The following is a 26,155-nucleotide window of genomic DNA, read 5'->3' as shown; positions in this document are numbered from 1 at the left end:
CGGCGACGCACCCAGAGGCCGCCGGCAGGCCATGGCACACCGACTGCGCTCCGCGGCGGCGCTGCCACGGGGCGTTTGTATTGCGGGGACAGTAGCGACCGGCACCGCTCAGCGGAAGGCCTCGTCCAGAATCCGGGCGATCTTCGGCCGACGACGGGTTATCGGTCCCACGGGGGACCGGCCGAGGGAAAGGCGAGCGGGCGAGCGCGCAGGCGGACGGACCGGGTGGCGCGCAGGCGAGCCGACGGGCGGCGGACGCGGACGAGCGCGCAGGCGGACGGACGGCGGACGAGTGGGCGATCGACGCGGTCAGCGCATCCGCGTCGCCCACTCCTGCACCTTCTTGATCCGCTCGCGGATCTGTCCGGCCGTCGCCTCCGCGCTCGGCGGACCGCCGCACACCCTGCGCAGCTCGGTGTGGATGACGCCGTGCGGCTTGCCGCTCTGGTGGACGTACGCGCCGACCATGGTGTTCAGCTGCTTGCGGAGTTCAAGGAGTTCCTTGTGGGAGACGACGGGGCGCCGCTCGGCCGGAAGCTCCAGGAGGTCGGCCTCCTCGTCGGGCTTCTTGCGGCTGTGGGCGATCTGCCGCGCCTGCCGCTTCTGGAGCAGCAACTGCACCTGGTCGGGTTCGAGCAGGCCGGGGATGCCGAGGTAGTCCTGCTCCTCCGCGCTGCCCGGGTGGGCCTGCATGCCGAACTCGGCGCCGTCGTACAGCACCCGGTCGAAGACGGCGTCGGACTCCAAGGCCTCGAAGGGCAGCATGTCCTGTTCGCCGGTGTCCTCGTCCTGCTGCTTCTCGGCCTCCGCCATCTCCTTCTCGGACTCCGCGTACGGATCCTCGTCGCCGTCCTTCTTCGGCTTGTCGAGCGCGTGGTCACGTTCGACCTCCATCTCGGAGGCGAAGCCCAGGAGGTTCGGGATGGTCGGCAGGAAGACGGACGCGGTCTCGCCGCGCCGCCTGGACCGTACGAAACGGCCCACGGCCTGCGCGAAGAAGAGCGGCGTCGAGATGGTGGTCGCGTACACGCCGACGGCGAGGCGCGGCACGTCGACGCCTTCGGACACCATGCGGACGGCCACCATCCAGCGGGAGCCGTCCTCGCTGAACTCCTCGATGCGCTTGGACGCCGCGGCCTCGTCGGAGAGCACGACGGTGGCCTTGGTGCCGGTGATCTCGCGGATCAGCTTGGCGTACGCGCGGGCCGAGTCCTGGTCGGAGGCGATGACCAGCCCGCCCGCGTCGGGGATACCCTTCCTGACCTCGGTCAGCCGCTGGTCGGCGGCGCGCAGCACGTTCGGCATCCAGTCGCCGCGCGGGTCGAGCGCGGTACGCCACGCCTGCGAGACGGCGTCCTTGGTCATCGGCTCGCCGAGCCGGGCGGCGACCTCGTCACCGGCCTTGGTGCGCCAGCGCATGTTGCCGCTGTAGCTCAGGAAGATCACGGGCCGGACGACGCCGTCGCCGAGTGCGTTGCCGTAGCCGTACGTGTAGTCGGCGGAGGAGCGCCGGATCCCGTCGTTGCCTTCCTCGTACGTCACGAAGGGAATGGGGTTGGTGTCGGACCGGAACGGCGTACCGGTGAGCGCGAGCCGCCGGGTCGCGGGCTCGAACGCCTCGAGGCAGGCCTCGCCCCAGGACTTGGAGTCACCGGCGTGGTGGATCTCGTCGAGGATGACGAGGGTCTTGCGCTGTTCGCAGCGGTTGCGGTGCAGCATGGGCCGTACGCCGACACCGGCGTAGGTGACGGCGACCCCGTGGTACTCCTTGCTGAGCGGGCCCGCGCTGTAGTCGGGGTCCAGCTTGATCCCTATCCGCGCCGCCGCGGCCGCCCACTGCTTCTTCAGGTGCTCGGTCGGCGCCACGACCGTCACCTGCTGCACGACGTGGTGGTGCAGCAGCCAGGAGGCGAGGGTGAGCGCGAAGGTCGTCTTGCCGGCGCCGGGCGTGGCGACGGCGAGGAAGTCGCGCGGCTGCTCCTGGAGGTACTTCTCCATCGCCCCCTGCTGCCAGGCACGCAGCTTGTTGGCCGTACCCCAGGGGGCACGGCCGGGAAAGGCGGGTGAGAGGTGGTGGGAGGCGGTAGTAGTCACGGTCTCCGGTTCGGATGCTTCGGCGCGGGCTCGGTACGACAACCGGGCCACCCTACCGGTGACCCGGTCCCCTTCCGGCCGGAATCACGTCCGAGGCGCACCGACTGCGAGCTGCCTCACACCAAGAGGTCACTGCGCGAAGCGCGGCAGCTGTTCGGCGATCTTCGGGACATCCAACTGCCCCTGGCACACGTCCAGGACGAACCGCTCGGCTTCGTCCACGTCGAACCCCGCACTCAGCGGGTGCCCGTTCATGTGCAGGAAGACCCACGTCGCATACCACGCGATGCGCTTGTTGCCGTCAACGAGCGCATGGTTGCGGGCCAGCGACTCCATGAGCGCCGCCGCCTTCTGCCAGATGTCCGGATAGGCGTCCTGTCCGAACACACTGGACTGCGGCCGGGTCAGCGCAGAGTCCAGCAGCCCGTAGTCACGTACCTCGTCAGCCCCGAGCCGCTCGGCAAGCTTGAGCAGCTCGGGAAGGGTGAGGTACTTCATCAGGCGAGCCTCCGGTTGAGCTCCTCGCTCACCTTCAGCACGTGGTCCGCGGCCTCGTTGAAGAGGCGCGAATGCTCGTTTATGGCCGTGATCACCGCGTCGTGCGCGAACGACTGCATGCTTCGGCCTTCCGCCTCTGCCCGCTTACGCAGGGCGTCGAGCTCTTCCTCGGTGAACCGCAGATTCAGACCAGCCATGGAGCTCATGGTACCGCGTGGTACCACGCGGCGCTACGCCTTAGCCGGGCGCAAACGCGTCGCCACCCACGCCCCCACCAGCGCCACCCCCGCCATCGGCAGGAACACCGCCGCGAACGCCACCGGGTGCGAGCCCGTTCCGTCCGCCACCACGTGGGCCGCCCCCACCGCCCCGCCGCCGAGCGCGGCGAACGCCGCACCGCCCGCGGCCAGCAGCAGCACGTTCGACAGCGCGTCCGAGATCTGCAGCGCTGCCGAGTTGGTGCCGGCCTCCTCGGGGGCCGACAGCTTGAACAGCAGCACGCTCGTCGACCCGATCACGAGCCCCATGCCGAAGCACCCGAACCCCCACGCCACCCCCACGATCCACACGGGCACCGCGTCGATGAGCACGGTCGGGGCTGTGGCGATCGCCGCCGCCACGAGCAGCATGCCGAGGACGACCAGCGGTTCGCGGTACGGCTCGGCCCGCGGCCGGGACTGGGCGTACGAGCCCAGGGCCCAGGTCGCGCCGCCGACGGCGAGCGAGAGCCCGGCCAGGGTCGGGGACAGCCCGCGCTGGGTGACGAGCATCAGCGGGACGAACGACTCCGCGGCGATGAACGAGCCCGCCGCGATGCCGCGCAGCAGGACGACGGACGGCAGCCCCCGGGCCGCGCGGTAGGTGCCTTTGGGCAGGATGCCCAGCACGCACGGCACGAGCAGCACCGCGCCAAGCGCCGTGGGCAGCACGGACAGTGGGCGCACGTCCTGCCCGGCGTACTGGAGCAGTCCCGCTCCGAGTGAGACCCCGAGGGCGAGCCGGATCCGGCGCCGGTCGAACGCCGGCACGGGCGCGCCCGGGTCCGCCGGCCCGGAGGCCCGCAGCCGGATCGCGGGCAGCGCGAGGGCGAGCGGTACGACGACGAGCGCAGGGATGCCGAGGAAGACCCAGCGCCAGCCGAGCTGTTCGGTGACCGTGCCGGAGGCGAGGGGGCCGATCACGGACGGAATCACCCAGCTCGCCGCGAAGGCCGCCATGATGGCGGGCTGGAGCCGGGAGGGATAGGCGCGGCTGACGACGACGTACAGCGCGACGATGACCAGCCCGCCGCCCAGGCCCTGGACGGCGCGCCCTACGACGAACACCCACATCGCGCCCGCGGTCCCCGACAGCAGGAGCCCGGCGGCCCAGGCGCTCATCCCGCCGGCGAGCGCGCCCAGCGGCCCCCTGCGGTCAGCCCACTGCCCGGCGACGACCATGCCGAAGAGGCTGGTGGTGAAGTACGCGGAGAAGGCGAACGCGTAGCGCGGGATGCCGTGCAGTTCGCGCGCGGCCACCGGCATCGCGGTGCCGACGGCGGTCGCCTCGAAGGCGATCAGGAAGACGACGGAGACGATACCGATGCTGAGCGCACGGTACGCCGCGCCGAGAACGCCCCCACCGTCCGTTTCCTCGGGGCCGGGGACTGCGCCGGCGGGCGGCTGCGCGACGTCCGTGTCGCGCGGTTCGGGGTCGGTCATGGCCCCCAGAGTAAGGGGCATGGCCCATTGTGGGCCCTGTCTTTCGGCGGGGCCGTGCTGGTCCCTTCGTCGTACGACCGCGCGCGATCGTGAACGGCGCATGGCAGTCGCGTTGCAGCCCCGGCCGGACGCTTGAGCGGCCCGCCGACGGTCGAGGAGTCGGAAACGCACGGATCGGGGCACGAGCACCCGAACCGAGCGGCACGGCCGTGTGCCCGAGTGGCTCAGGGGCTCGCCTGCAAAGCGAGTTACGCCGGTTCGAATCCGGTCACGGCCTCTACTGCCTTGACCAGGAAAACAAAAGGGCGGCACCCAGATTTTCGCGGGCGCAGCGGCTCAACCCCCGGCCCCGGCCGGGCCCGCCCGCTACCCCGGGTTCGAGCAGTCGCTCGCGGTCCTGTGCGCCGAGAGCCCCAACCCGGCCCTGCCCAGCCGGTACACGGCGCTGGAGCAGCGGGCAGTGGAGCAGGCCGGGGCCCTCGGGCGTTGATGGGTCTGGGCGAACGAGCCGTGCACCGCGTGGCCGGCCCGCGCGGCCGACCCCTACACCGGCCCGTGGGACCGCGCCACCACGCACCGCTACTGGTGGTCAATCCGAGCCACGACCCGTCCACCCCCTACCGCGCGGGGCAGGCGATGGCCGCGGAGCTCGACGGAGCCCGGCTCTTGACGCTCGACGGCTACGGGCACACCGCGCTGGACAACCCGAGCACCTGCGTGAAACGGCACGTCGTCCGGTACTTCCTCACCGGGGCGCTGCCACCGCAGGACGCGCGGTGCCCACAGGACACCCCGCCCTTCGCCGCCCCGGCAGAGCGGGAGCAATCACCCGCCGGTACCGCGGCGACGGGTCGGAGCACGGGCGCGGGGAAGGCGGGTACGCCGTCCGGGACCGTGGCTCCGAAGGGCGCGGTGCGGTTCCCGGTGTGGCCGCTGCGCTCGGCGGACCTGTTCCCTGCCTGGCCCACCGGGCCGGACCGTACGTCGGGCACCCGGACACCTCCTTCGCCCTGATGTCGACGATCGTGGCCACCGACCGCGAGGACGTGCCCGAGCGATCCGGGTGTGCGGTGAACACCTGGCAGAGGTCGCCCCCTCGTACACGTCCTCGATGCCGCCGGCTCGGACCGAGATCACCGATGCGGTGCTGCGGGAGGTGCGGGAGCTGACGCCGCTGCTTGCGGACCGGACCATCAGTCCGCAGTGGCAGGGGATTTCGGGCACGACCGCGGCGGAGGCGGTGCACACCTTCCGCCGGCCACTGCAATGTGCGTCAGGACACTACAAGTTGGGCGTAGCCACTGCCGCCTGTGGCCGGATCGGGAGCCTGTTGACCGGGCGGCCTGTGGCCGCGCGCACCGCTGAGGCCACTGCCGCCGGGGATGTGACCACCGGGACCGCGCTCGCCGACTTCGCGCCGAAGGGGGCCACCACGTCGCGTTCCTCGACCAGTTTCACGATCCGAATGTCCGGCGCGTCCAGGGATGTCGGGAGTGCGTACCCCGTCAGGTCCGGGTGGCGGATCAGGCCGCGGGCCGTGCGGAGGTTCTCCGTGAGGGCCGCGCCGATGCCCTGGGTGACGCCCGCCTCGATCCGGGTCTCCAGCTGGGCCGGGTTGAGGACGCGGCCCACGTCCTGGGCCACCGCCATCTCGACGACGCGGATCGAGCCGAGTTCGATGTCGACGTCGACCACCGCGCGGATCGCGCAGAACGCCAGGCCCACGAAAGCGTCGCCCTGACCGGACTCGTCCAGCGGCTCGGTGGGGTGGGGGCGGCACTGGGCCGTGGCCCACAGTTCCTTGCCGTCCATCGCCTCCGTGACCGTCGTCGACAGCACGCCGTCGTACGACGTGATCTTGCCGTCCGTGATCTGGAGCAGCTCCGTGGACATGCCGAACTTGTGTGCCAGCGGCTGCAGGAGCTGGGTGCGGACCATCTTCGCCGCGCGTTCGACCGCGCCGCCAGAGACCCAGGTGTGGCGGCCGTGCGCCGCCGGGCCCGCCGGGGGCTGGTCGGTGTCGACCGCGGCTACGTGGACCTCTTCGATGCCCAGGGTCTCCTGCACGATCTGGCGGGCCAGGGTGGAGAAACCGGAACCGGTCTCCACCGCCGCGCAGATGACCGTCGCGATGCCGTCGTGGACCTTGACCGTCGCCGTGGAGACCTCGTCCGCGCCCTCCGCGCCGAGCATGTGCACCATGCCGAGCGCGTAGCCGACGCCCCGGCGCACCGCGCCCGGTTCGCCGGCGCCTTCCGGGCCGCCCGGGAGGAGCCAGTCGTCCTCGGGGGTGTCCTTGGGCAGGGAGGGCAGCGGGAAGTCACGTACGGCCTGGAGCAGTTCGGCGACCGGCGCCGGGCAGGTGACCGTCTGGCCGGTGGGGAGGATGTCGCCGGTGGCCAGCACGTTGCGCAGGCGGATCTCGGTCTGGTCGAGGCCCAGTTTGGCCGCGAGCTTGTCCATCTGCGCCTCGTACGCCGCGCAGACCTGCATCGCTCCCTCGCCGCGCACGTGGCCCGACGGCGGATTGTTGGTGCGCACCACCCAGCCCTCGATGAAGGCGTGCGGAACGACGTAGGGACCGCAGGCGAACGCGACCGCCGCGGCCAGGGATTCGGAGGAGGCGTCGGCGTAGGCGCCCGCGTCCAGCAGGAGTTGGGCCTCGACCTTGACCAAGTGACCCTCGGCGTCCGCGTGGTGGCGGTAGCGCAGCAGCGTCGGGTGGCGGTGGGCGTGGCCGAGGAAGGACTCCTCGCGGGTGGCGGTGAGTTTGACCGGGCAGCCGGTCCGCAGCGCGAGCAGTCCGAGAGAGAGCTGGAAGCCGGGGTCCTCGCGGTCGCCCGTCGCGCCGGGGACACCGGTGACGACGACCTTGACCCGTTCCGGCTCCAGGCCGAAGCAGGCGGCGGCGAGCTCGCGGTCGACGTGCGGGTCGGTGGACGCCATGTACAGCTCGACGCCGCCGTCGGGACGCGGTACGGCGAGCCCCGCCTCGGCACCGATCGGCGCCGGGTCCTGGCGGCCGATGCGGTACAGACCCTCGACGATCACCTCGCCGGTCACGTCCGGGTCGCCGTAGCGCAGCGGGATGTGGCGGATCAGATTGCCGTCGGGGTGCAGCGGTTCGGCGGCGAACGCCTTCTCCGGGTCGGTCACCGGGTCGAGGAGTTCGAACTCGACGGTGATCGCCGCCGCGGCGAGGCGTGCGGTGTCCGGGTGGTCGGCGGCCACGGCGGCGATCGCCTCGCCGTGGTGGCGGACGATCTCGGACGCGAACACCGGCCGGTCGGCGATGCGCCTGCCGTACGCCGCGTCGCCCGGGATGTCCTCGTGGGTGATCACCGCTCGTACGCCGGGCATGTCGCGCGCGGCCGATGTGTCGATGGAGACGATGCGCGCGTGCGGGTGCGGTGAGCGCAGCAGCGCTCCCCACAGCAGGCCCTCGGCCCACAGGTCGGAGGCGTAGGGGAACGTGCCCTCCGTCTTGGCGCGGCTGTCCGCCGCGGGGAGGGAGGCGCCGAGGCCGTGCTCCGGCGGCTTCGTCCGGGGGGCGTCGACGGCCTGGGAAGTCGTCGTGGTGGCCGCGTCGTTGCTCACGCCATGCCTCCGTCGTGCGGGTGGGCCTGCACCCTACCGGCGCCGGGAGGCGCCTGGTGCGGGATGCGGGCTTCCTGCGCTTCGTGCGCTTCCTGCGCTCCTTGGTACTGCTCCTGGTACGCCTCCGGGTGCGCCTCCTCGGCCGCCGTGGCGGCGCTCGCCGCGCGTTCGGCGACGACTTCGCGTACGGCCCGGAGCACGCCCCGATAGCCCGAGCAGCGGCACAGGTTGCCGCACAGGGCCTGGCGGGTCTCCAGTTCGGTGGGGGCGTGGTTGCCCTCCAGGAGGTCGTGGACGGTCATGGCCATGCCGGGGATGCAGAAGCCGCACTGGACGGCACCGCAGTTGGCCAGCGCCCGCTGCACGTCGGACGGTTCGCCGTCGCCGGCGAGCCCTTCGACCGTACGGACCTCCGAGCCTGCGGCCGTCGCCGCGGGGACGAGGCAGGACGCGACGAGCCTGCCGTCCACCTGGACGTTGCAGGCGCCGCATTCGCCCTGGGAGCAGCCGTCCTTGGCGCCGGCGAGGCCGAGGCGCTCGCGCAGGACGTACAGGAGGGACTCGCCTATCCAGGCGTCGGTGACCGGGCGCTCCGTGCCGTTGACCCGCAGGACGTACGAGGTGGGCGTGTGCTCGTCGTTGGGCGGGAGCGGGTCGGCGCCGGGGGTTCCGCTGGCGTCGGTGGCGTTGGTGACGTCGGTGGCGTCGGTGCCCGGCGGTTCCGTGGAGGGCTGGGGGGCTCCCGAGGCCGCCTGGCTCTCCGGGACCTCCGGTTCCTGAGCGGGCTCCGGCAGGGGCTGCCGCTCGTGAGCGGACTCCGGGCTCGCGGCGTCCGCGGCGGCGTCAACCGGCTCCACGGGGGCCGCGGCAGGCTCCTGCACGGCCTCGGGCGCGGTCTCCGGCGCGGTCTCGGGCGCCTCGGCGGGCGTCGTGTCCGGCTCCTCGGCCACCGGCTCGGCCCATGGCGCGGGCGCGCCGCCGGGCAGCGTCGCCCAGGGTGCCGGCGCACCGCCGGGAAGCGTCGCCGGGCGCTCCCCCGCGGCCCAGGGCGTCTCGGCCGCCGGCGGAGCGGAGCGCAGGAACTCGCCCGATTCCTCCGGAAGATCACCTTCGGCGATCGGGATCGACCACTGTCCGGTCATCTCGTGATGACCGGTGGCCTGCGCGGGTACAGAGGCCCGCTCCTCGGGATACGTCCACTGCCCGGTCGCCTGCGGATCGGCGTGCTGCTGCGCGCCCGCCTCAGGCCACTGCACGGCTTCGGGCGCGGCGGCGGAGGGCTGCGCCCCCGGGTCGGCGGCCTGCGGCTGCTGCTGCGCCGCCCAACCACCGGGCGACGCGGGGTCGGCCCCCGTCTCGTGGGTGAGCGGCGTCAGCGGCACGATCATCGGCGGTACGTAGCCGTGGCCGGGCGCCTCCAGAGGGGCGGCGTCCAGGGAACCGTCGGGCGGCAGCTGGAAGAAACCCGTCGCCTCTCCGTCGTAGTCGGAACCCGGGGCCGTCGGCTGCCAGCCGCCGTACTCGCCCGGGAAGCCCTGGCCGTGGTCCTGGCCGTGGTCCTGGCCGTGGTCCTGGCCGTGGTCCTGGTAACCCTGAGGGTCCTGGTAGCCCTCAGGGTCCTGGTAGCCCGGGTAGTCCTGCGCCCCCTCGGCGTACCCCTGCGTCCTGCTCCGCGGGTACTCGTGAGGCCCGTCCTGGACGAAGGCGTCCGGCAGGTCCAGGCGCCGCTGGCCGCCGCCCGTGCGGTCCTCGTGGTCCTGTGGGTCCGACGGCTCCGGGAAACGCCCCTGCTGGTGGTCCTCGTTGCTCACGACAGCGCCCTCCCCAGTGCCCGTCGGGCCAGCGCGGCGACCGTGCGCCGCAGATGCAGTACGGCAGGCGGCAGCACCTGCTGCTCCTCGCCCGGCGCCACCGGGGCCGGGTCCGGGATGCACGCGGCTGCCACGTACTCACCGAAGGCCGTCAGCGCCTCGCCCGCGAGCCCCCGCTCGCCGTCCCAGTCGATCAGCGACCCGATCCAGCGCTCCGCCTCCAGGGGGCGCAGCGGCATGGGCGCGATCGCGCCGACCGCGCAGCGCACGCCCCGCCGCGCCGGGTCGAGCACGACGGCGACGGAGACGGTGGCGCGGCCGGGGCCGGTGCGGCCGGTGGCCTTGAGGAACACCTGCGGGGCGTGCAGGAGGGGCACCCGTACGAAGCCGATGAGTTCAGCGGGACCGAGCATCTCCCGGCCGGCGAGCAGGTGGGAGACCGGGATCTCGCGGCGGGCGCCGTCGGGGCCCGCCACGACCAGCTCCGCCTCCAGCGCGGCCAGCACGGGCAGGGTGTCGCCGGTGGGCGCGGCGGTGACGATGTTGCCGCCGAGCGTGCCGGCGTTACGGATCTGGGGCGGGCCCGCCGCGCGCGCGGAGGCCGCGAGGGCGGGGATGAGGGCCGCGAAGTCGGGCCGTCCCATCCGGGCGTGGGTGAGTCCGGCGCCGAGCAGCGCGTGACCGTCCTGGTAGCGCCAGCCGCGGATCTCGCTGATGCGGCCGAGTCCGACGAGCCCCGCGGGGCGGAGCTGCCCCCTGTTGACGGCGGCCATGAGGTCCGTGCCTCCGGCGACGGGCACGGCGGCAGGCATGGCGGTGAGAGCCGCCACGGCCTCGTCGAGCGAGCCCGGCAGCGTCACCGACTGCGCCGTCTGCGGTGCGTGCGTGGTCACCCAGTGCCCCTTCCCGGTGTCCCGGCTGTCCCGCCTGTGTGCCGTACCGTACGTGCTCACATGCCGGACGTGGCAACTCTGGCACATCTTCCGAGCCGACCGTCGCGAGGGTCCACGAAGGGTGCGTCCGACCCGTAAGTCCGCTTCCGTGCACGATGGCCCGGTTTCGCGGGTCGTCCTCCGGCCGCGACGAGCGTGGGTGCCCGGGCCCGGGACCGCCACCCTGACCGGGACGGGGCCGGGGCGGGGCACGGGCGGGAGCCGCGGGAACCGGTCACGCCGCGGGGACGAAGGACGCCGCCCGGGGAGGAGGGACGCAGCCCGGGGACCGACGCCTGGCGGGGCGGGCCGGGGGCTCGGCTCACACGTTCGGGGGCGTCCCCTCGATCGGGCGTCCGAGGACGCCCGGGCGGCGCTGCCAGGGCCGGGGACCGCCGGGCGGACGGTACTCGACACCGAGCGCGTCGAGGCGCGCGTAGTGGGTCACCATGCGCCGCTCGAATCCGGCGAAATCCCTTTCGGCGGGGGCGGGCAGGGCGGACCAGGCGACCTCGGCGAAGGCGGCGAGCCGCGGGAAGACCTGGTAGTCGACGCGGGAGCGGTTCTGCATGACCTCGGTCCAGACGTTGGCCTGCGTGCCGAGCACACGTGCGGCTGCCTCCGGGCCGAGCGAGGGCGGCACGGGCTCGAACCGGTAGACGTCCTCCAGGGTCCGGACGTATCCGATGGGCATCGGCTCGTCATCACCGGCGGCCTGCCGGTGGTCCAGATACACCTGCTGCTGGGGGCACATGACGACGTCGTGCCCGGCCTCGGCGGCGGCGATGCCGCCCTGGTAGCCGCGCCAGGAGGACACTGCGGCGCCGGGGGCGAGTCCGCCCTCGAGGATCTCGTCCCAGCCGATGAGGCGGCGGCCGCGGTCGGCGAGCCACCGGTCGAAGTGCCGGATGAACCAGGACTGGAGCTCGTCCTCGCCGGCCAGCCCCAGCTCCTCGATACGGGTCTGCGCGGCCGGTGACTTCTGCCACTGGCTCTTGGGGCACTCGTCGCCGCCGATGTGGACGAATTCGGACGGGAACAGTTCGAGAACCTCCTCCAGGACGCCCTCGTAGAAGCGGAGGGTGCTGTCGGTGGGGGCGAGTACGTTGGGGCTCACGCCCCAGTTGTCCCAGACCGTCAGGGAGGTGGTGTCGACGACGTCGGTGTTGCCCAGGTCGGGATATGCGGCGATGGCCGCCTGCGAGTGCCCGGGGATGTCGATCTCGGGGACGACGGTGATGTGCCGCTCGGTGGCGTAGGCGACGATCTCGCGGATGTCGTCGTGCGTGTAGTAACCGCCGTGCGGGGTGTCGTCCCACAGCGGGGAGGCGCGGTGTCCGTGCTTGGTGCGGGAGCGCCATGCGCCGACCTCTGTGAGCCTCGGGTGGCGTGCGATCTCGATGCGCCAGCCCTGGTCGTCGGTGAGGTGGAGGTGCAGGACGTTGAGCTTGTGGGCGGCGAGCAGGTCGAGTTCGCGCAGGACCTCGTCCTTGGGCATGAAGTGCCGTGAGACGTCGAGCATGAGGCCGCGCCAGGCGAATCGGGGTGCGTCCTCGATGAAGGTGTCCGGCACCACCCAGCGGGTGTCCCGCCGCACGGGTGCCCTGCGGTAGGCGGCCGGGCCGAGGAGTTGACGGAGCGTCTGCACGCCCCAGAAGACACCTGCGGCACCGCCGCCGTGGACGGCGATGCCGTCGACGCTTGCGTACAGCTTGTAGCCCTCGGGTCCGAGGTGTCCGGCATCGGCGGGATCGATGCGCAGCCGGATGGTCCCGCCGTCTCCGCCGGAGCCGGGCGGCAGGGGCGATCCGGTCGCCGCGCCCAGGTCCGCGCGCAGGAAGCGGGCGGCGCTCTCGGTGCCGGGGCCTGCGTCGACGACGGTGGTCTCGTCGAGGACGAACGCGTCGAGTGACTCGATCGTGCTGCCACTGCGCGGGGCGGGGATGACATCCATCGGGTAAGCCTTCCGTTTGTGTATGCCCAGTTGTCTCAGCGGAGTCTGCTGCGGAATCCGTCTGCGGGGGGCGGCGCCCCGGCGGGTCCGTGCCAGTCCTTCACCGCGCCTCCGAGGCCCGAGACCAGGCGCCGCTGTACGAGGACGAAGAAGACGAGCACCGGCACGGTCATCACCGTGGACGCGGCCATGATCCCGCCCCAGTCGTTCTCGTCCGGCTTGAAGAAGACCAGCAGGGCCATCGGCGGCGTCGACTGCGAAATGTCGCTGATGATGAACGACTTGGCGAAGAGGAAATCGTTCCAGGTGGAGATGAAGGAGAACACGCTCGTCGCCACCAGCCCGGGGAAGACCAGCGGGAAGAGGATCTGCCACAGGAACCGCCCGCGGCTCGCGCCGTCGAGATACGCGGCCTCCTCCAGGGCCTCGGGGACCGCCTTGACGAAGCCGCGCAGCATCCAGATCGCGAACGGCAGCGAGAAGGCGATGTGCGGCAGGATCAGCGAGCTGAGGGTGTTCAACTGGCCGAAGTCCCGCATCAGGAAGAACAAATGGTCAGCGCCTCGATCGGCACCATCTGCGCGACGAGGAACATGACGAGCGGCGTCGTCCGGAAGCGGAACCGGAACCGGGTGACCGCCGTGGCCGCCAGGAACGCGATCAGGGCCGAGGCGACGACGACCGTCCCCGCCACGACGAGGCTGTTGACGAAATAGCGGCCGAATTCCTGCTGTTCGAAGACGCGGCGGAAGGAGTCCAGCGAGGGCGTGAGCGTCCAGGGGGGGCACAGGCGGTGGCGGTGAGGCCCGCCAGAGCGAGTGCCGCCACGGGGGCGGCGAGTTTGGCGATGAGCTTCATTCGGGACCCCTACGAATCGCGCGTTGCGCATAATGCAACGACTGTTTCGTAGTGCACAACACGCAGGAGGCTAGAGGCGCCCGACCGGCCCGACAAGTGGTCTCAACCACTCTGTGCCCCGTGGCCGCACACCGTGCAACGCCGCGGCGACCGACGGAGCAGGCGAAGCGGCTCGGAACGCACGAGAACGGCCCCCGGGGCACGCGAAACGCGTGCCCCGGGGGCCGTACGGGGACCGAGCCGTCCAGCGGCGGCGGACTACTTCTTGTCGCCGTCCTTGCCCTTGTCGCCACCCGAGCCCATGGACTCGTAGATCTCCTTGCACATCGGACAGACCGGGTACTTCTTGGGGTCGCGCCCCGGCACCCAGACCTTTCCGCACAGCGCCACCACGGGAGTGCCGTCGAGAGCACTCGCCATGATCTTGTCCTTCTGGACGTAATGGGCGAAGCGCTCGTGGTCGCCGTCGCCGTGCGACACCTGCGGCGTCGGCTCTACCAGGGTCCCGGTGCCTGTCCCGCGCTCGGGCTCAAGAGTGCTCATGAGCTCCAAGGGTACCCACGCCCGCGCCGGTACGGGAGCGAGGACCCCGCGGCGCGGCGACCCGGATCGGGTCAGTTGAGACTCGGGTCGTCCGGATACGTCGCGAACATGGCCAGTTCGTTGCGCTGGCGGCGCAGCACCGCACGCCACAGCTTCTCCGGCCTGGGTGAGGAGACATCTCCCGGCTCCGACTCCACGACGTACCAGGCCCCCTCCCGCAGCTCGGTCTCCAGCTGGCCGGGGCCCCAGCCCGCGTACCCCGCGAAGATCCGCAGCGAACCGAGTGCCGAGCCGAGCAGCTCGGGCGGCGCCTCCAGGTCCACCAGGCCGATCGCCCCGTAGACGCGCCGCCAGCCGAGCGGGCCCTCGTCGCCGGGGATCACCGCGACGCCGAGGGCCGAGTCGAGCGAGACGGGCCCGCCCTGGAAGACGACGCCCGGCTCGCCGGCCAGAGCGGCCCAGGGCTCGAGGACGTCGCCGACGCCGACGGGCGTGGGTCTGTTGAGGACGACGCCGAGGGAGCCTTCGTCGTCATGATCGAGCAGCAGGACCACCGCGCGGTCGAAGTTCGGGTCCGTGAGGGCGGGTGTGGCGACGAGCAGCCGCCCTGTGAGCGAGGACACCTCGGTCATGCGACACATGATCCCGCATCTCGGCCCTCCGCGGGGCCCGAGGGGCACAGTGCCGCGCCGAGTCAGCACGAGGGGCAGGAGGGGCGCAGGTGGGAGTGCACCGCCCGCGACGGGAGCTTGGACGGTGAGGCCCGGGGGCGCCGGTGACGCTACGCGAGAGGCGACTGACGGAGCGTGTTGTACCCAATTCATTACGTCCCAAGGTGCCCCTCACCCATACAAGGCAGGGCCTTCGGCCCCTTACCCTTTTCCCTGGCCCCCTGACCGACCTCTCCGGAACGCGAGATTCATGACCGGCACAGACGATGTACTGCTTGTCCACGGCGGAACCCCGCTCGAGGGCGAGATCCGCGTCCGCGGCGCGAAGAACCTCGTGCCCAAGGCGATGGTTGCCGCCCTGCTCGGCAGCGAGCCGAGCCGGCTGCGCAATGTGCCCGACATCCGCGATGTGAGAGTCGTCCGCGGACTGCTGCAGCTGCACGGTGTGACGGTCCGCCCCGGCGAGGAGCCCGGCGAGCTGGTCCTCGACCCCACGCACGTCGAGAGCGCGAACGTCGCCGACATCGATGCCCACGCCGGCTCGTCGCGCATCCCGATCCTGTTCTGCGGCCCGCTGCTGCACCGGCTCGGCCACGCGTTCATCCCCGGCCTGGGCGGCTGCGACATCGGCGGCCGGCCGATCGACTTCCACTTCGACGTGCTGCGCCAGTTCGGCGCGACGATCGAGAAGCGGGCGGACGGCCAGTACCTGGAGGCCCCGCAGCGGCTGCGCGGCACCAAGATCCGCCTGCCCTACCCGTCGGTCGGCTCGACCGAGCAGGTGCTGCTGACCGCGGTCCTGGCGGAGGGTGTCACCGAGCTGACCAACGCGGCGGTCGAGCCGGAGATCGAGGACCTGATCTGCGTCCTGCAGAAAATGGGCGCGATCATCTCCATGGACACGGACCGGACGATCCGGATCACCGGTGTCGACAAGCTCGGCGGCTACACCCACCGTCCGATCCCGGACCGCCTGGAGGCGGCGTCCTGGGCGTCGGCGGCGCTGGCCACCGAGGGCAACATCTACGTGCGCGGCGCACAGCAGCGCTCGATGATGACGTTCCTGAACACCTACCGGAAGGTCGGCGGCGCCTTCGAGATCGACGACGAGGGCATCCGCTTCTGGCACCCGGGCGGGCGGCTGAAGTCCATCGCGCTGGAGACGGACGTCCACCCGGGCTTCCAGACCGACTGGCAGCAGCCGCTGGTGGTGGCCCTGACGCAGGCCACGGGCCTGTCGATCGTCCACGAGACGGTGTACGAGTCCCGGCTCGGCTTCACGTCCGCGCTGAACCAGATGGGCGCGCACATCCAGCTGTACCGCGAGTGCCTGGGCGGCTCCCACTGCCGCTTCGGCCAGCGCAACTTCCTCCACTCGGCGGTCGTGTCCGGCCCGACGAAGCTCCAGGGCGCGGACCTGGTCATCCCCGACCTGCGCGGCGGTTTCTCGTACCTGATCGCGGCGCTGGCGGCGCAGGGGACGAGCCGGGTGCACGGAATCGACCTGATCAACCGCGGCTACGAGAACTTCATGGAGAAGCTGGAGAAGCTCGGGGCGAAGGTGGAGCTGCCGGGCGGCCCGATCGTCTGACGCGCGGTCACGCGGCGACGGCCCTCGCGGGGTTCCCGCGGGGGCCGTCGGCTTTGTGGGGGCCATGGGGCCGCTTCCCGGGTGCTCTCCCGGGACCCCGCGCCTCGAACTCCCCTACGGCCTGGCGGCCGTGGGCGGGGGTTCCCCGGCGAAGCCATGGCGGAGTATCCCCCTCAGGCAGTACGGGTCTGGGGCGAAGCCCCCGTCACGGGATGGGGGCGGCACCTCCCACGGCCGCCAGGCGTAGGGGAGAGGGCCGGGTGGGGGGCCGCCCAGCCGCCCCCTCGCGCCGTCGACGGGATCGCTGCACGGGGACGTACGGGCGCTGCTGGAGGTCGCGGCGCACGCACTGCGCCACCCGGTGGCGTCGCAGGTGATCCCGGATCTGCTGGTGGAGTCGGCGCGCAACCCCGAGATCTCGGACGCGATCAAGGCGGCACTGCTGGACAGCCAGCAAGGGGTGGCGGCCGTGGTCGTCCGCGAGGCGGTCGCCCGGGGAGAACTCCCGCGGGACACGGACCCCGACAGGGCGCTGGATCTGATCGTGGGGCCGCTGTACTGGCGGCTGGCGGTGGTACGGGGCGGGCCCCCACGCCCCGGCCTGGCAGGCCGCAGGCACGCAGAAGGGCGGTCACCCGGAACCGGGTGACCGCCCTCACGCTGCCGAAGGTCTTACTTGCCCTTGGCGGCTTCCTTGAGCTTCGAGCCCGCGGAGACCTTCACGCTGTAGCCCGCCGGGATCTGGATCGGGTCGCCGGTCTGCGGGTTACGAGCGGTGCGAGCGGCACGGTGGGTGCGCTCGAAGGTCAGGAAGCCGGGGATGGTGACCTTCTCGTCGCCCTTGGCGACGACCTCGCCGACGGTCTCGGCGAGAGCGGCCAGAACGGCGTCGGCGTCCTTGCGGGTCACCTCGGCGCGGTCGGCCAGCGCGGCCACCAGCTCACTGCGGTTCATTTCGTTACTCCCGTGTTCTTCTTGCCTGTGAGGCGTGGATCGAAGCCGATGCTGCCAGGGCCCTCGGACAGTCCCCGGACCCGGGTCTGCTGTCAGACCCCTCCGCGCCCGCGGGGGTCTCCCCAGGACGCAGGTCCTCGAGGAAGCATCCTGCCCCCACCAGCGGCGGGAAAGCCAATCCGGCACCCTCCGGAGTCACACGAAAAGCGCCAGCGCCTCGTCGTGGTGACGTTCCGTCGACTCCCTTGAGACTCATTGGAGCGGCCCGACCGCGGCCGGACTGCGGCCGCGGGCTCATGGTCCGCCACCCTAAAGGGGGGTTTGGGGCCCCGCGACCCGCGACGCGCCGTATGTCAGGCAGACGTGGGGCCCGTCACAGCCGCGACCGCCGCTTTCGCCGCCTCGCGTACGGCGCCCGCGACGGCGCCGGCGACCTTGTCGTTGAAGACGGAGGGAACGATGTAGTTGGGGTTGAGCTCGTCGTCGGTGACGACGTTCGCGAGGGCGGTGGCGGCGGCGAGCATCATCTCGGTGTTGACGCTGTGGGATTGGGCGTCCAGCAGGCCGCGGAAGACACCGGGGAAGACCAGGACGTTGTTGATCTGGTTGGGGAAGTCGGAGCGGCCGGTGGCGACAACTGCCGCTGTCTGGCGGGCGATTGCGGGGTCGACCTCGGGGTCGGGGTTCGCGAGCGCGAAGACGATGGCGCCGTCGGCCATGGCCGCGACGTCCTGGGCGCCGAGCAGGTTCGGGGCGGAGACGCCGATGAAGACGTCCGCGCCGACGACCGCTTCCTTGAGGGTGCCGGTGACGCCCTCGGGGTTGGTGTTGTCGGCGATCCAGCGCAGCGGGGAGTCGGAGGTGGCGTCCACCAGGTCCTCGCGGCCCGCGTGCACGACGCCCTGGATGTCGGCCACGACGGCGTGCTTGACGCCCGCCGCGATGAGCAGTTTCAGGATGGCCGTGCCGGCGGCGCCCGCACCGGACATGACGACCCGCACGTCCCCGACGGACTTGCCCACCACGCGCAGGGCGTTGGTCAGGGCGGCGAGGACGACGATGGCGGTGCCGTGCTGGTCGTCGTGGAAGACGGGGATGTCCAGGGCCTCACGCAGCCGTGCCTCGATCTCGAAGCAGCGGGGCGCGGAGATGTCCTCCAGGTTGATGCCGGCGAAGCCGGGGGCGATCGCCTTGACGATCTCGACGATCGCGTCGCTGTCCTGGGTGTCCAGGCAGATCGGCCAGGCGTCGATGCCCGCGAACCGCTTGAACAGCGCCGCCTTGCCCTCCATGACGGGCAGCGCGGCCATGGGGCCGATGTTGCCGAGGCCGAGGACGGCGGAGCCGTCGGTGACCACGGCGACGGAGTTGCGCTTGATGGTCAGGCGGCGGGCGTCCTCGGGGTTCTCCGCGATCGCCATGCACACGCGGGCCACACCGGGCGTGTAGATCATCGAGAGGTCGTCACGGTTTCGGATGGGGTGCTTGGACGCCATCTCGATCTTGCCGCCGAGGTGCATCAGGAACGTACGGTCGGAGACCTTGCCGAGGACGACGCCCTCGATCTTGCGCAGTTCCTCGACGATCTCGTCGGCGTGGGCGGTGGAGGTCGCGGCGATGGTGACGTCGATCCGCAGCTTCTCGTGGCCGGAAGCGGTCACGTCCAGTCCGGTCACGGAGCCGCCGGAGGATTCCACGGCCGTGGTGAGCTGGGAGACCGCGGTTCCGCTCGCGGGCACCTCCAGCCGGACCGTCATCGAGTACGAGACGCTGGGCGCCGTTGCCATGACCGGGTTCCTCTGCTTTCCCTAGCTTCGATGCTGCGCGGCAGCGGACCGAGGCCCGGCAGCGCCCTCCGATGGTGACACCTACCTGCCGGTAGCAGGTAATGCGGTCATTTAGTTTTCGGAAACTTTTTTCCATCATACGAGAAGTGACTCGGATACAGAAGAGGCCCGGAGCACCGATACGGTGCTCCGGGCCTCTTCTGTGCCGTTCACATGTCGTTCAAGTGGCACCGACCCGCCATGCTCGCCTCGCGGCAAGTGGTCGCTCGTAGCGACGAAGGTTGGGCCCGGGGGCTTGGATCGAGCCGGTGCCACAACCAGGCTAACGCACCACCCGGGCAAGTGATTCCCCTACCGCGTGTTGACTCGCCGTCAGTCGCGCAGCAGGTCCGGCACACCCTTCCCGTCCGGCTTGTCACGGCGGTCCGAGACGACCGTGAGCTGCTGTGTCGCACGGGTCAGTGCCACGTACAGCACCCGCAGTCCGGCCGACTCTTCCCCGGAGGCTTCGTCCTGGGAGGCGCCCCCGACGATCTCCGCGGGCGAGACCAGCACCGTCGCGTCGTACTCCAGTCCCTTGGCCTCCAGCGAGCCCAGGGCCACCACGCGTTCCCCGAGTCCCGCGAGCCAGCGGGCGGCCTGCTCGCGGCGGCTCATGGCGACGACCACGCCGACCGTGCCCTCCACCTGCGCCAGCAGCCGCTCAGCCTCGGCCCGCACCGTCCCGGCCAGGTCGCCGCCGTCGGGGACGACGGCGAACCGCGGCCGGACGCCCGTCGAGCGGACCGCCGCGGGAGACCGCATGCCCGGCATCGCCAGGGCGAGCACCTTGGCCGCGAGCTCGGCGATCTCGGCCGGGTTGCGGTAGTTCACGGTCAGCTCGAAGCGGCGCCGCGGGCGGCTGCCCAGCGCCTCGTCACGGGCCTCGGCCGCCTCGTCCGGGAACGACCAGGACGACTGGGCCGGGTCGCCGACGACCGTCCACGTCGCGTGCCTGCCGCGGCGACCGACCATCCGCCACTGCATGGGCGTGAGGTCCTGCGCCTCGTCGACGATCACGTGCGCGTACTCGGTCCGCTCGGCCGCCAGCCGCTCCGCCCGCTCGCGCTGCGACTCCTCGCGCTGCGGCATCAGCTCCTCCAGCCCGGTGAGCTGGTCCAGCGGGTCGAGCTCGCGCTTCCGGCGGGGCCGGGCGGGCGTGCCGAGCAGGGTGCCGAGCTCGTCCAGGAGCGCCACGTCGTGCACGGACAGGGCGTCGCGGCGCAGGGAACGGGCGAGCCTGCGCACCTCCCCCGGGGTGAGCACCCGGCGGGCCCAGCGCCCGAGCCGCCTTTCGTCCGCCATCGCCGTCAGCACCCCGCGCGGGGTCAGCTCCGGCCACCAGGCGTCCAGGAAGGCGATGAAGCTGTCCTCGCCGGTGACGTCCTCGTCGAAGGACGAGCGCAGCTCGGCCGCCAGCTCGGGGTCGTTGTGCCGGGAGGCGCTGCCGGACTTGGCGTACAGGGCGTCGAGCAGCAGCCGGCGGGCGCGGGGGCGCAGCAGATTGACGGGGGTGGTGCCGCCGAGCGCGTTGTTGCGGATGCGCTGGAGCTCGTCGGCCTCCAGCTCCAGGCGCCGCCCGAAGGCGACGACCCGCAGCCGCGTGGGCGTCCCGCTCTCCTCGCCGAAGGCGAGCTGACCTCTCCGGGGCGGCGCCGGGTGCTGCTCCAGCGCGCCGCGCGCGGCCTGGCGCAGCACCTTCAGCATCCGGGATGAGCCCTTGATGCGCGCCACGGCGGGTTCGTCGTACGCCGTCGCCTCCACGCCCTCCACGAGCGAGCCGAGCGCGCGGATGGCGACCTGCCCCTCCTCGCCCAGCGAGGGCAGCACGCCCTCGGTGTAGGCGACCAGCAGCGGGGTCGGGGAGACGATCAGGATGCCGCCCGCGTAGCGGCGCCGGTCCTGGTAGAGCAGATACGCGGCCCGGTGCAGGGCCACCGCCGTCTTGCCCGTGCCCGGACCGCCTTCGACATAGGTGACCGAGGCGGCGGGCGCGCGGATCACCAGGTCCTGTTCGGCCTGGATGGAGGCGACGATGTCGCGCATGGTGTGGCTTCGGGCCTGCCCGAGGGCGGCCATCAGCGCGCCGTCGCCGACGACGGGCAGCGTCTCGCCGCCGAGGGTGGCGGTCAGCTCGGGGCGCATCAGGTCGTCCTCGACACCGAGGACCTTGCGCCCCTTGGAGCGGATGACCCGCCGGCGCACCACACGGCCCGGGTCGACGGGCGTGGAGCGGTAGAAGGGCGCGGCGGCGGGGGCGCGCCAGTCGATGACCAGCGGGGCGTAGTCGGAGTCGAGGACGCCGATACGGCCGATGTGGAGCGTCTCCCCGATGTCGGCCGTGTTGTCCGGCCGTACGGCGTCGTCGGCGGGCTCGACGGAGGTGTACGCACCGTCGGGGCCCTTCTGGCCGTCCTTGCCGTTCAACAGGTCGATCCGGCCGAAGAGGAAGTCCTCGAACTCGTTGTTGAGCCGGTTCAGATGCAGGCCGGCGCGGAAGACCTGGGCGTCCCGTTCGGCGAGCGCGCCGGGGGTACCGACCTGGCCCCGCTTGGCGGCGTCGTTCATCAGGAACTCCGCCTCGTGGATCTTCTCCTCGAGACGGCGGTACACCCGGTCGAGATGGACCTGCTCGATCGCGATCTCGCGGTCCCTCACCGAGTCGGCAGCGGAGCCGATCACGGGGTCGACAACGGAATCGACGCGATCGACGGAATCAACCGATTCAGCGGCATCCTGCGCGGCCACCGAGGCCCCCTTCTGACGTGCACTGGGCAGCCGTCAACCGTACGCCAAGGGGGGCGGACATTGCACCTGTCCGGGCCGCGCCCGGGACAGCAGTATGTCCCGGGCGTCCGCCGGGCGGGCCAGGGGGCCGGTAAATCAGGGCAGGACATCCCTAGGCATCGACCTCGACCAGGCGCCTGCCGTCGAAGGTGCGCACCTCGAAGTGGTCGATGTCGTTGCGGTCCATCGACGCGCCGCCGTGCACGTACAGCGGGTTCTTGGCCGCCTTGTCCGGGCTGTCGGGGATGCCGTAGCCCCACTTCGGGACGGCCCAGGACGTCACGACCTCCTGCTCGCCCGTCTTGGAGACGGCGATCAGGTTGCACTTCAGGGGGCCCTTGACGTTCTTCAGCTCCAGGACGGTGTGGGTGCCCCAGCCCTTGCGCTCCATGCCGACGGCCGCGGTGACCTTGGTCGTCGCGTCCGTGGCCTGCACCTTCTCCTCCATGTGGTTGAAGAAGGCGTCCTCGGCGGGGCTGGTCGGTTGCGGTTCGACGGCCTGGTTGCCGGTGGTGTCGTCGGCCGTGACGACGACCGCGACGGCCGGACCGCCGATGATCAGCGCGGCCGCTGCCGCGAGGAGGTACATCCCGCGCCGGCGCTTGGCGGCGCGACCGGCCGCCACCTCGTTGAGCAGCCCGTCGAGCACGCGGGGGCTGGGTGAGGTGGGCACGACGGGGACGGGCCGCGGCGGCGGGAAGTCGGTGCGGCCCGGCATGCCGGGCAGGCTGTGCACGTTCTGCGGCGCGGGTGCCTCGGCCAGCATCGCCAGCATCGGCTCCATCCCCGAGAACTCCTCGAGGCGGGCTGCGCAGATGTCGCAGCCGGCCAGATGCGCCTCGAAGGCGGAGGCGTCCGCGTCGTCGAGCACGCCGAGCACGTACGCGCCGACGGCGTCGTGTACGGACTCCTGCTCGTACCTGGTCATGCTGAGACCCCCCTCTCCTCCAGAGCGAGCTTCATGGAACGGAGCGCGTAGAACACTCGGGACCGCACGGTCCCACTGGGTATGCCGAGCGTTTCGGCCGCCTCATTGACCGTACGCCCCTTGAAATACGTCTCGACAAGAACTTCCCTGTGGGCGGGCGTCAAATCGTCGAGCGCATCAGAGAGCGTCATCAGCCACAACGCCTTGTCGATCTCGTCCTCCGCGGGCATGACCTCCAGCGGCGACGGATCGACCTCCTGCGGCCGGGCCTGCCGGCTGCGGTGACCGTCGATGACGATACGCCGGGCGACCGTCACCAGCCAGGGTCGGACAGAGCCGGTCGCCCGGTTGAGCTGGCCGGCGTTCTTCCAGGCACGGATGAGCGTCTCCTGCACGACGTCCTCGGCGCGCTGGCGGTCGCCGGCGACGAGACGCAGTACATAGGCGAGCAACGGTCCTGCATGGTCGCGGTAGAGCGCCCGCATCAACTCCTCGTCGGGGACGGAGGCGTCGATGCGTGGTTTCTCTCCCCCGGAGCCCTCCGGGCCCGGGAGGTGCCCTTTGCGATGGCGGGCCCGTTGCGGACGGTCATCGGCCACGGCGGCATCCTTGCGCACCTGAACCTCCCGGTCGAGACCCTGTTTTTCACGGCTGCTGCCAGGCGGACCTCGCGGACGCGGCCTGGTCCCCCTTCACTACGGGGACCACGGAAGGATCATTCAACGCACGGAGAAGAAAATTCAAGATCTTTTATGAATGGGCCGCTGCCCTGCGCCGATGCCGCGCCACCCGCTCCCGGTTGCCGCACACCTCGCTGGAGCACCAGCGCCGCCGCCGGCCGCGGGAGGTGTCCAGATAGACGCGGGCGCAGCTGTCGCCCTCGCAGCGGCGGAGCCGGGAGCGGGCGACGGGGTCGGTGAGCAGGTCGACGGCGTCGCGGGCGACGGCGGCGAGCAGCGCGTCGCGCGCCGGCGCGGTGCTCAACGCCCGCACGAGCGTGCCGTTCTCGTCCCGTACGGCCCGTATGCCGGGCGGCGGCCCTTCGGCGAGGTCGTTGAGCGTCTCCAACGCCGGTCCCGCGGCGCGCCCTTCAAGGGCGGCACCGACCAACTGGGCGATGGAGTCGCGCAGTTCGAGGAACCCGGCGACCCATACGGCGTCGACGGCCCCGAGCCGTGTCCCGGCGGGCACGAGCCCGGCGCCCGTCAGCCAGCAGGCGAGCCTCCCCGGCTCGGCGAGCGGCTCGCCACAGGCGCCTGCCCGGTCCGCCTGTGGTGCCGTGGCCACGAGATCCAGGCAGACGCGCCCGGAGTCGAACCGCCAGTCGTACGAGCCCGTGCCCGCCACCATGCGCCTGCCACCGCCTCGGAGTCCACCACCGCCGCTCCCCACCAGAGTGCCCGCCCCCGCGACCCCCCGAAAGCCCGCGTCCCCCTCTGGAGTTGAACAGGCAGGCACGCAGACGCGCGTACCCGGCCGGATCCAGCACTCCTCACCCGCGCGGGGCGCTGCTGCCCCTCGCGCCCTGTGGAGGGCAGGCCGCCCAGCCCGGGTCCCGGACCGGCTCCAGCCCCGCCGGCGTTCGAGACGTGGGGTGAGGGGCGGAGCTCCGCAGGGCGAGCCGACCGCCTCGCCCCAGCCGGGCTGCCCTGCGGACCCGGCGGGTCCGCGCCCACGTTTCCCTCCCCGCGCCCTGGCCGGGCAACTTCGCGGACCCGGCCGGATCCAGCCCCCGGCGCGGTGGCCCCGGCGCGCACGTGGCCCGCCGGCGATCGAGGCCGGGTTCGGGGAAGCGCCCTCGCGAGACCGCCGCATCACCCCTGGCCCGACCAAACCGGCGCCCCACCGGGTGGAACCCGGGCCTACCGCGTCACGTGGCGGAACGGCCCCTGCCCATGCCCGTGGGCCTGGCGTCCCCCCGCCTACGCCCACGGGCCGACCCGGCAGCGCCCGCCGAGCATCGGCCGGATCCCCGCCCCCCGACTCGGCCCGTCGGCGATCGAGGCACTGGGGCAGGGGCGCAGAGCCACGAGACCTGCTGCCCCCGCCCGCAGGCCGGGGCCGACAACCGCGCGCCGGGCGTCCCGGCCCCGTCGGCAATCGAGGCGCGGGGTCACGGGGTCACGGGAGGGGAGCCCAGTGAGACAGCCGCGGCCCCTGCCCTCAGGCGTCCGCGTACTTCATGTCCGCCGACGGGTCCAGGGCCAGGCGGTAGCCGCGTTTGACCACCGTCTGGATGAGTTTGGGTGCGCCAAGAGCCGTACGCAGGCGCGCCATTGCCGTCTCGACGGCGTGTTCGTCCTTGCCCGTGCCCGGCAGCACCCGCAGCAGGTCGGCCCGGGAGACGACCCAGCCGGGCCGTACCGTCAACGCGCGCAGCAGTGCCATTCCGGCGGGCGGTACGGGGCGCAGCTCCTCGTCGATCAGGACCGCGTGGCCGCGGATCTCGACGCGGTGGCCGGAGACGGGCAGCGTGCGCGCGCGGGCGGGCAGTTCGTTGCCGAGTAGCTGGACGAGCGGGCCGAGCCGGAAGCGTTCGGGCTGGACGGTGGTCACCCCGGCGGCCTGGAGCGGCAGCGCGGTGACGGGGCCCACGCACGCCGCGAGGACGTCGTGGTCGAAGGCCTCCAGCAGCCGGCTCAGCAGTCCGCGGATCTCCGCGCGGGAGAGCAGGGAGGCCGCGGCGGGCGCGCTGGTGAAGGTCACGGCGTCCAGGCTGCGGGCGATCGTCGCGTCGAGGAGCCGGTCGAGCGGGGCAAGGTCCTCGGGCTCCATCCAGCGGTAGACGGGGACGAGGACGACGTCGGCGCCCGCGGCCCGCAGCGACTCGACGAATCCGGGCAGCGGCTCCCCGTGCAGCTGCAGTGCGATCCGGCGGCCCGCGACCCCCTCGTCCAGCAACCGGTCGAGGACCTCCGCCATGGACTCGGACGCCGGGGACCACTCCTCGGTGAGCCCGGCGGCGCGGATCGCGCCCTTCACCTTCGGACCGCGGGCGAGCAGCTCGACGCCGCGCAGCCGTGCGAGCAGGTCCTCGCCGAAGCCCCAGCCGTCGGCGGCCTCGACCCAGCCGCGGAAGCCGATGGCGGTCGTGGCGACGACCACGTCGGGCGCCTGGTCGATGAGTTCCTTGGTGGCGGCGAGCAGCTCCGCGTCGTCGGCGAGCGGAACGATGCGCAGCGCCGGGGCGTGCATGACGGCCGCGCCCCGCCGTCGCAGCAGGGCGCCGAGCTCGTCGGCGCGGCGTGCGGCGGTGACGCCGACGGTGAAGCCCGCGAGCGGGCCGGGAGGTTGGCCGTGGTCGTGCATCTCGGTCGTCCCTACTGGATGTGCCCCTGGATGTACCCCATTGGACTGCTGAACTGGCGGCCGAGCCTGTCAAAGGCGCGTGACAGGCCCGGATCGCTCAGA

The 26,155-nt window shown here is 72.2% G+C and carries 19 protein-coding genes, 1 tRNA gene and 2 pseudogenes; 4 read left to right on the top strand and 18 right to left on the bottom strand.

Features of this window, described 5'->3' with window-relative positions:
- Positions 1 to 309: 309 nt before the first annotated feature.
- The 4 genes from ACH5AF_RS00350 to ACH5AF_RS00335 all read right to left on the bottom strand — a co-directional run bounded on the left by ACH5AF_RS00350 (position 310) and on the right by ACH5AF_RS00335 (position 4,292).
- Positions 310 to 2,094 carry a DEAD/DEAH box helicase gene (locus ACH5AF_RS00350; protein ID WP_398899045.1) on the bottom strand — a complete coding sequence of 595 codons (1,785 nt, stop codon included), beginning with the start codon at positions 2,092 to 2,094 and terminating at the stop codon, positions 310 to 312.
- Between the two features lie 129 nt (positions 2,095 to 2,223).
- Positions 2,224 to 2,592, bottom strand: a complete 369-nt coding sequence (locus ACH5AF_RS00345) for a type II toxin-antitoxin system death-on-curing family toxin (protein WP_398899044.1) — start codon at positions 2,590 to 2,592, stop codon at positions 2,224 to 2,226.
- Positions 2,592 to 2,789, bottom strand: coding sequence for an Arc family DNA-binding protein (locus ACH5AF_RS00340; RefSeq protein ID WP_187740698.1), 198 nt, complete (start codon positions 2,787 to 2,789; stop codon positions 2,592 to 2,594). Before ACH5AF_RS00340 ends, ACH5AF_RS00345 begins: the two co-directional genes overlap by 1 nt.
- Positions 2,790 to 2,822: 33 nt before the next feature.
- Complete coding sequence (locus tag ACH5AF_RS00335; RefSeq protein WP_398899043.1) at positions 2,823 to 4,292, bottom strand: MFS transporter; 1,470 nt, start codon at positions 4,290 to 4,292, stop codon at positions 2,823 to 2,825.
- A 205-nt stretch (positions 4,293 to 4,497) separates the two neighbouring features.
- On the opposite strand from ACH5AF_RS00335, the gene ACH5AF_RS00330 reads away from it, so the two are divergent.
- Both ACH5AF_RS00330 and ACH5AF_RS00325 read left to right on the top strand, forming a co-directional pair.
- Positions 4,498 to 4,569, top strand: a tRNA-Cys gene (locus tag ACH5AF_RS00330).
- A 278-nt stretch (positions 4,570 to 4,847) separates the two neighbouring features.
- Positions 4,848 to 5,306: an alpha/beta hydrolase gene (locus ACH5AF_RS00325; RefSeq protein ID WP_398899042.1), complete on the top strand. Its 459-nt coding sequence runs from the start codon at positions 4,848 to 4,850 to the stop codon at positions 5,304 to 5,306.
- 267 nt (positions 5,307 to 5,573) lie between these two features.
- Here the strand turns inward: ACH5AF_RS00325 and ACH5AF_RS00320 are convergent, their stop codons facing one another.
- The 7 genes and pseudogenes from ACH5AF_RS00320 to ACH5AF_RS00290 all read right to left on the bottom strand — a co-directional run bounded on the left by ACH5AF_RS00320 (position 5,574) and on the right by ACH5AF_RS00290 (position 14,619).
- Positions 5,574 to 7,889 carry a xanthine dehydrogenase family protein molybdopterin-binding subunit gene (locus ACH5AF_RS00320; RefSeq protein WP_398899041.1) on the bottom strand — a complete coding sequence of 772 codons (2,316 nt, stop codon included), beginning with the start codon at positions 7,887 to 7,889 and terminating at the stop codon, positions 5,574 to 5,576.
- Complete coding sequence (locus ACH5AF_RS00315; protein WP_398899040.1) at positions 7,886 to 9,700, bottom strand: 2Fe-2S iron-sulfur cluster-binding protein; 1,815 nt, start codon at positions 9,698 to 9,700, stop codon at positions 7,886 to 7,888. Before ACH5AF_RS00315 ends, ACH5AF_RS00320 begins: the two co-directional genes overlap by 4 nt.
- On the bottom strand, positions 9,697 to 10,593 hold the full coding sequence (locus ACH5AF_RS00310) for an FAD binding domain-containing protein (RefSeq protein ID WP_398899039.1): 897 nt from the start codon (positions 10,591 to 10,593) through the stop codon (positions 9,697 to 9,699). The genes ACH5AF_RS00315 and ACH5AF_RS00310 overlap by 4 nt, the downstream gene beginning before the upstream one ends.
- 361 nt (positions 10,594 to 10,954) lie before the next feature.
- Entirely contained in the window at positions 10,955 to 12,586 is a 1,632-nt protein-coding gene (locus tag ACH5AF_RS00305; RefSeq protein WP_398899038.1) for a beta-N-acetylhexosaminidase, read from the bottom strand.
- 95 nt (positions 12,587 to 12,681) lie between these two features.
- Positions 12,682 to 13,367 (bottom strand): annotated as a pseudogene (locus ACH5AF_RS00300) (carbohydrate ABC transporter permease); the annotation flags it as partial.
- Positions 13,368 to 13,702: 335 nt separating this feature from the next.
- A complete protein-coding gene (locus ACH5AF_RS00295; protein ID WP_215181849.1) occupies positions 13,703 to 13,987 on the bottom strand; it encodes a DUF3039 domain-containing protein in 285 nt (94 codons plus the stop codon).
- Between the two features lie 71 nt (positions 13,988 to 14,058).
- The gene (locus ACH5AF_RS00290) at positions 14,059 to 14,619 is read right to left on the bottom strand and encodes a YqgE/AlgH family protein (protein ID WP_398899037.1); all 561 of its coding nucleotides are present in this window, start codon (positions 14,617 to 14,619) and stop codon (positions 14,059 to 14,061) included.
- A gap of 289 nt (positions 14,620 to 14,908) precedes the next feature.
- Between ACH5AF_RS00290 and murA the strand changes: the two genes are divergently transcribed.
- Together murA and ACH5AF_RS00280 are read left to right on the top strand one after the other, a co-directional pair.
- A complete protein-coding gene (gene murA, locus ACH5AF_RS00285) occupies positions 14,909 to 16,249 on the top strand; it encodes a UDP-N-acetylglucosamine 1-carboxyvinyltransferase (RefSeq protein WP_398899036.1) in 1,341 nt (446 codons plus the stop codon).
- A gap of 156 nt (positions 16,250 to 16,405) precedes the next feature.
- Positions 16,406 to 16,898, top strand: a pseudogene (locus ACH5AF_RS00280) (TetR-like C-terminal domain-containing protein).
- A gap of 23 nt (positions 16,899 to 16,921) precedes the next feature.
- Here the strand turns inward: ACH5AF_RS00280 and ACH5AF_RS00275 are convergent.
- The 7 genes from ACH5AF_RS00275 to ACH5AF_RS00245 form a co-directional block, all read right to left on the bottom strand.
- Positions 16,922 to 17,203, bottom strand: coding sequence for an HU family DNA-binding protein (locus ACH5AF_RS00275; RefSeq protein ID WP_004571953.1), 282 nt, complete (start codon positions 17,201 to 17,203; stop codon positions 16,922 to 16,924).
- Between the two features lie 353 nt (positions 17,204 to 17,556).
- The gene (locus ACH5AF_RS00270; protein WP_398899035.1) at positions 17,557 to 18,990 is read right to left on the bottom strand and encodes an NAD-dependent malic enzyme; all 1,434 of its coding nucleotides are present in this window, start codon (positions 18,988 to 18,990) and stop codon (positions 17,557 to 17,559) included.
- Positions 18,991 to 19,362: 372 nt separating this feature from the next.
- Positions 19,363 to 21,711 (bottom strand): HelD family protein, encoded by a 2,349-nt coding sequence (locus ACH5AF_RS00265; protein ID WP_398899751.1) that lies wholly within the window; start codon positions 21,709 to 21,711, stop codon positions 19,363 to 19,365.
- 217 nt (positions 21,712 to 21,928) lie between these two features.
- Positions 21,929 to 22,744, bottom strand: a complete 816-nt coding sequence (locus ACH5AF_RS00260; RefSeq protein WP_398899034.1) for an anti-sigma factor family protein — start codon at positions 22,742 to 22,744, stop codon at positions 21,929 to 21,931.
- The gene (locus ACH5AF_RS00255) at positions 22,741 to 23,361 is read right to left on the bottom strand and encodes a sigma-70 family RNA polymerase sigma factor (protein ID WP_398899033.1); all 621 of its coding nucleotides are present in this window, start codon (positions 23,359 to 23,361) and stop codon (positions 22,741 to 22,743) included. Before ACH5AF_RS00255 ends, ACH5AF_RS00260 begins: the two co-directional genes overlap by 4 nt.
- 133 nt (positions 23,362 to 23,494) lie before the next feature.
- Positions 23,495 to 24,094: a CGNR zinc finger domain-containing protein gene (locus tag ACH5AF_RS00250; RefSeq protein ID WP_398899032.1), complete on the bottom strand. Its 600-nt coding sequence runs from the start codon at positions 24,092 to 24,094 to the stop codon at positions 23,495 to 23,497.
- A gap of 813 nt (positions 24,095 to 24,907) precedes the next feature.
- Positions 24,908 to 26,053, bottom strand: coding sequence for a uroporphyrinogen-III synthase (locus tag ACH5AF_RS00245; protein WP_398899031.1), 1,146 nt, complete (start codon positions 26,051 to 26,053; stop codon positions 24,908 to 24,910).
- Positions 26,054 to 26,155 lie beyond the last annotated feature (102 nt).

It is taken from the genome of Streptomyces sp. NPDC018833, from assembly GCF_044390825.1.
GTDB lineage: Bacteria > Actinomycetota > Actinomycetes > Streptomycetales > Streptomycetaceae > Streptomyces.
Note: the sequence above shows the minus strand (reverse complement) of the source record. Positions and strands in the feature narration are given on the sequence as shown.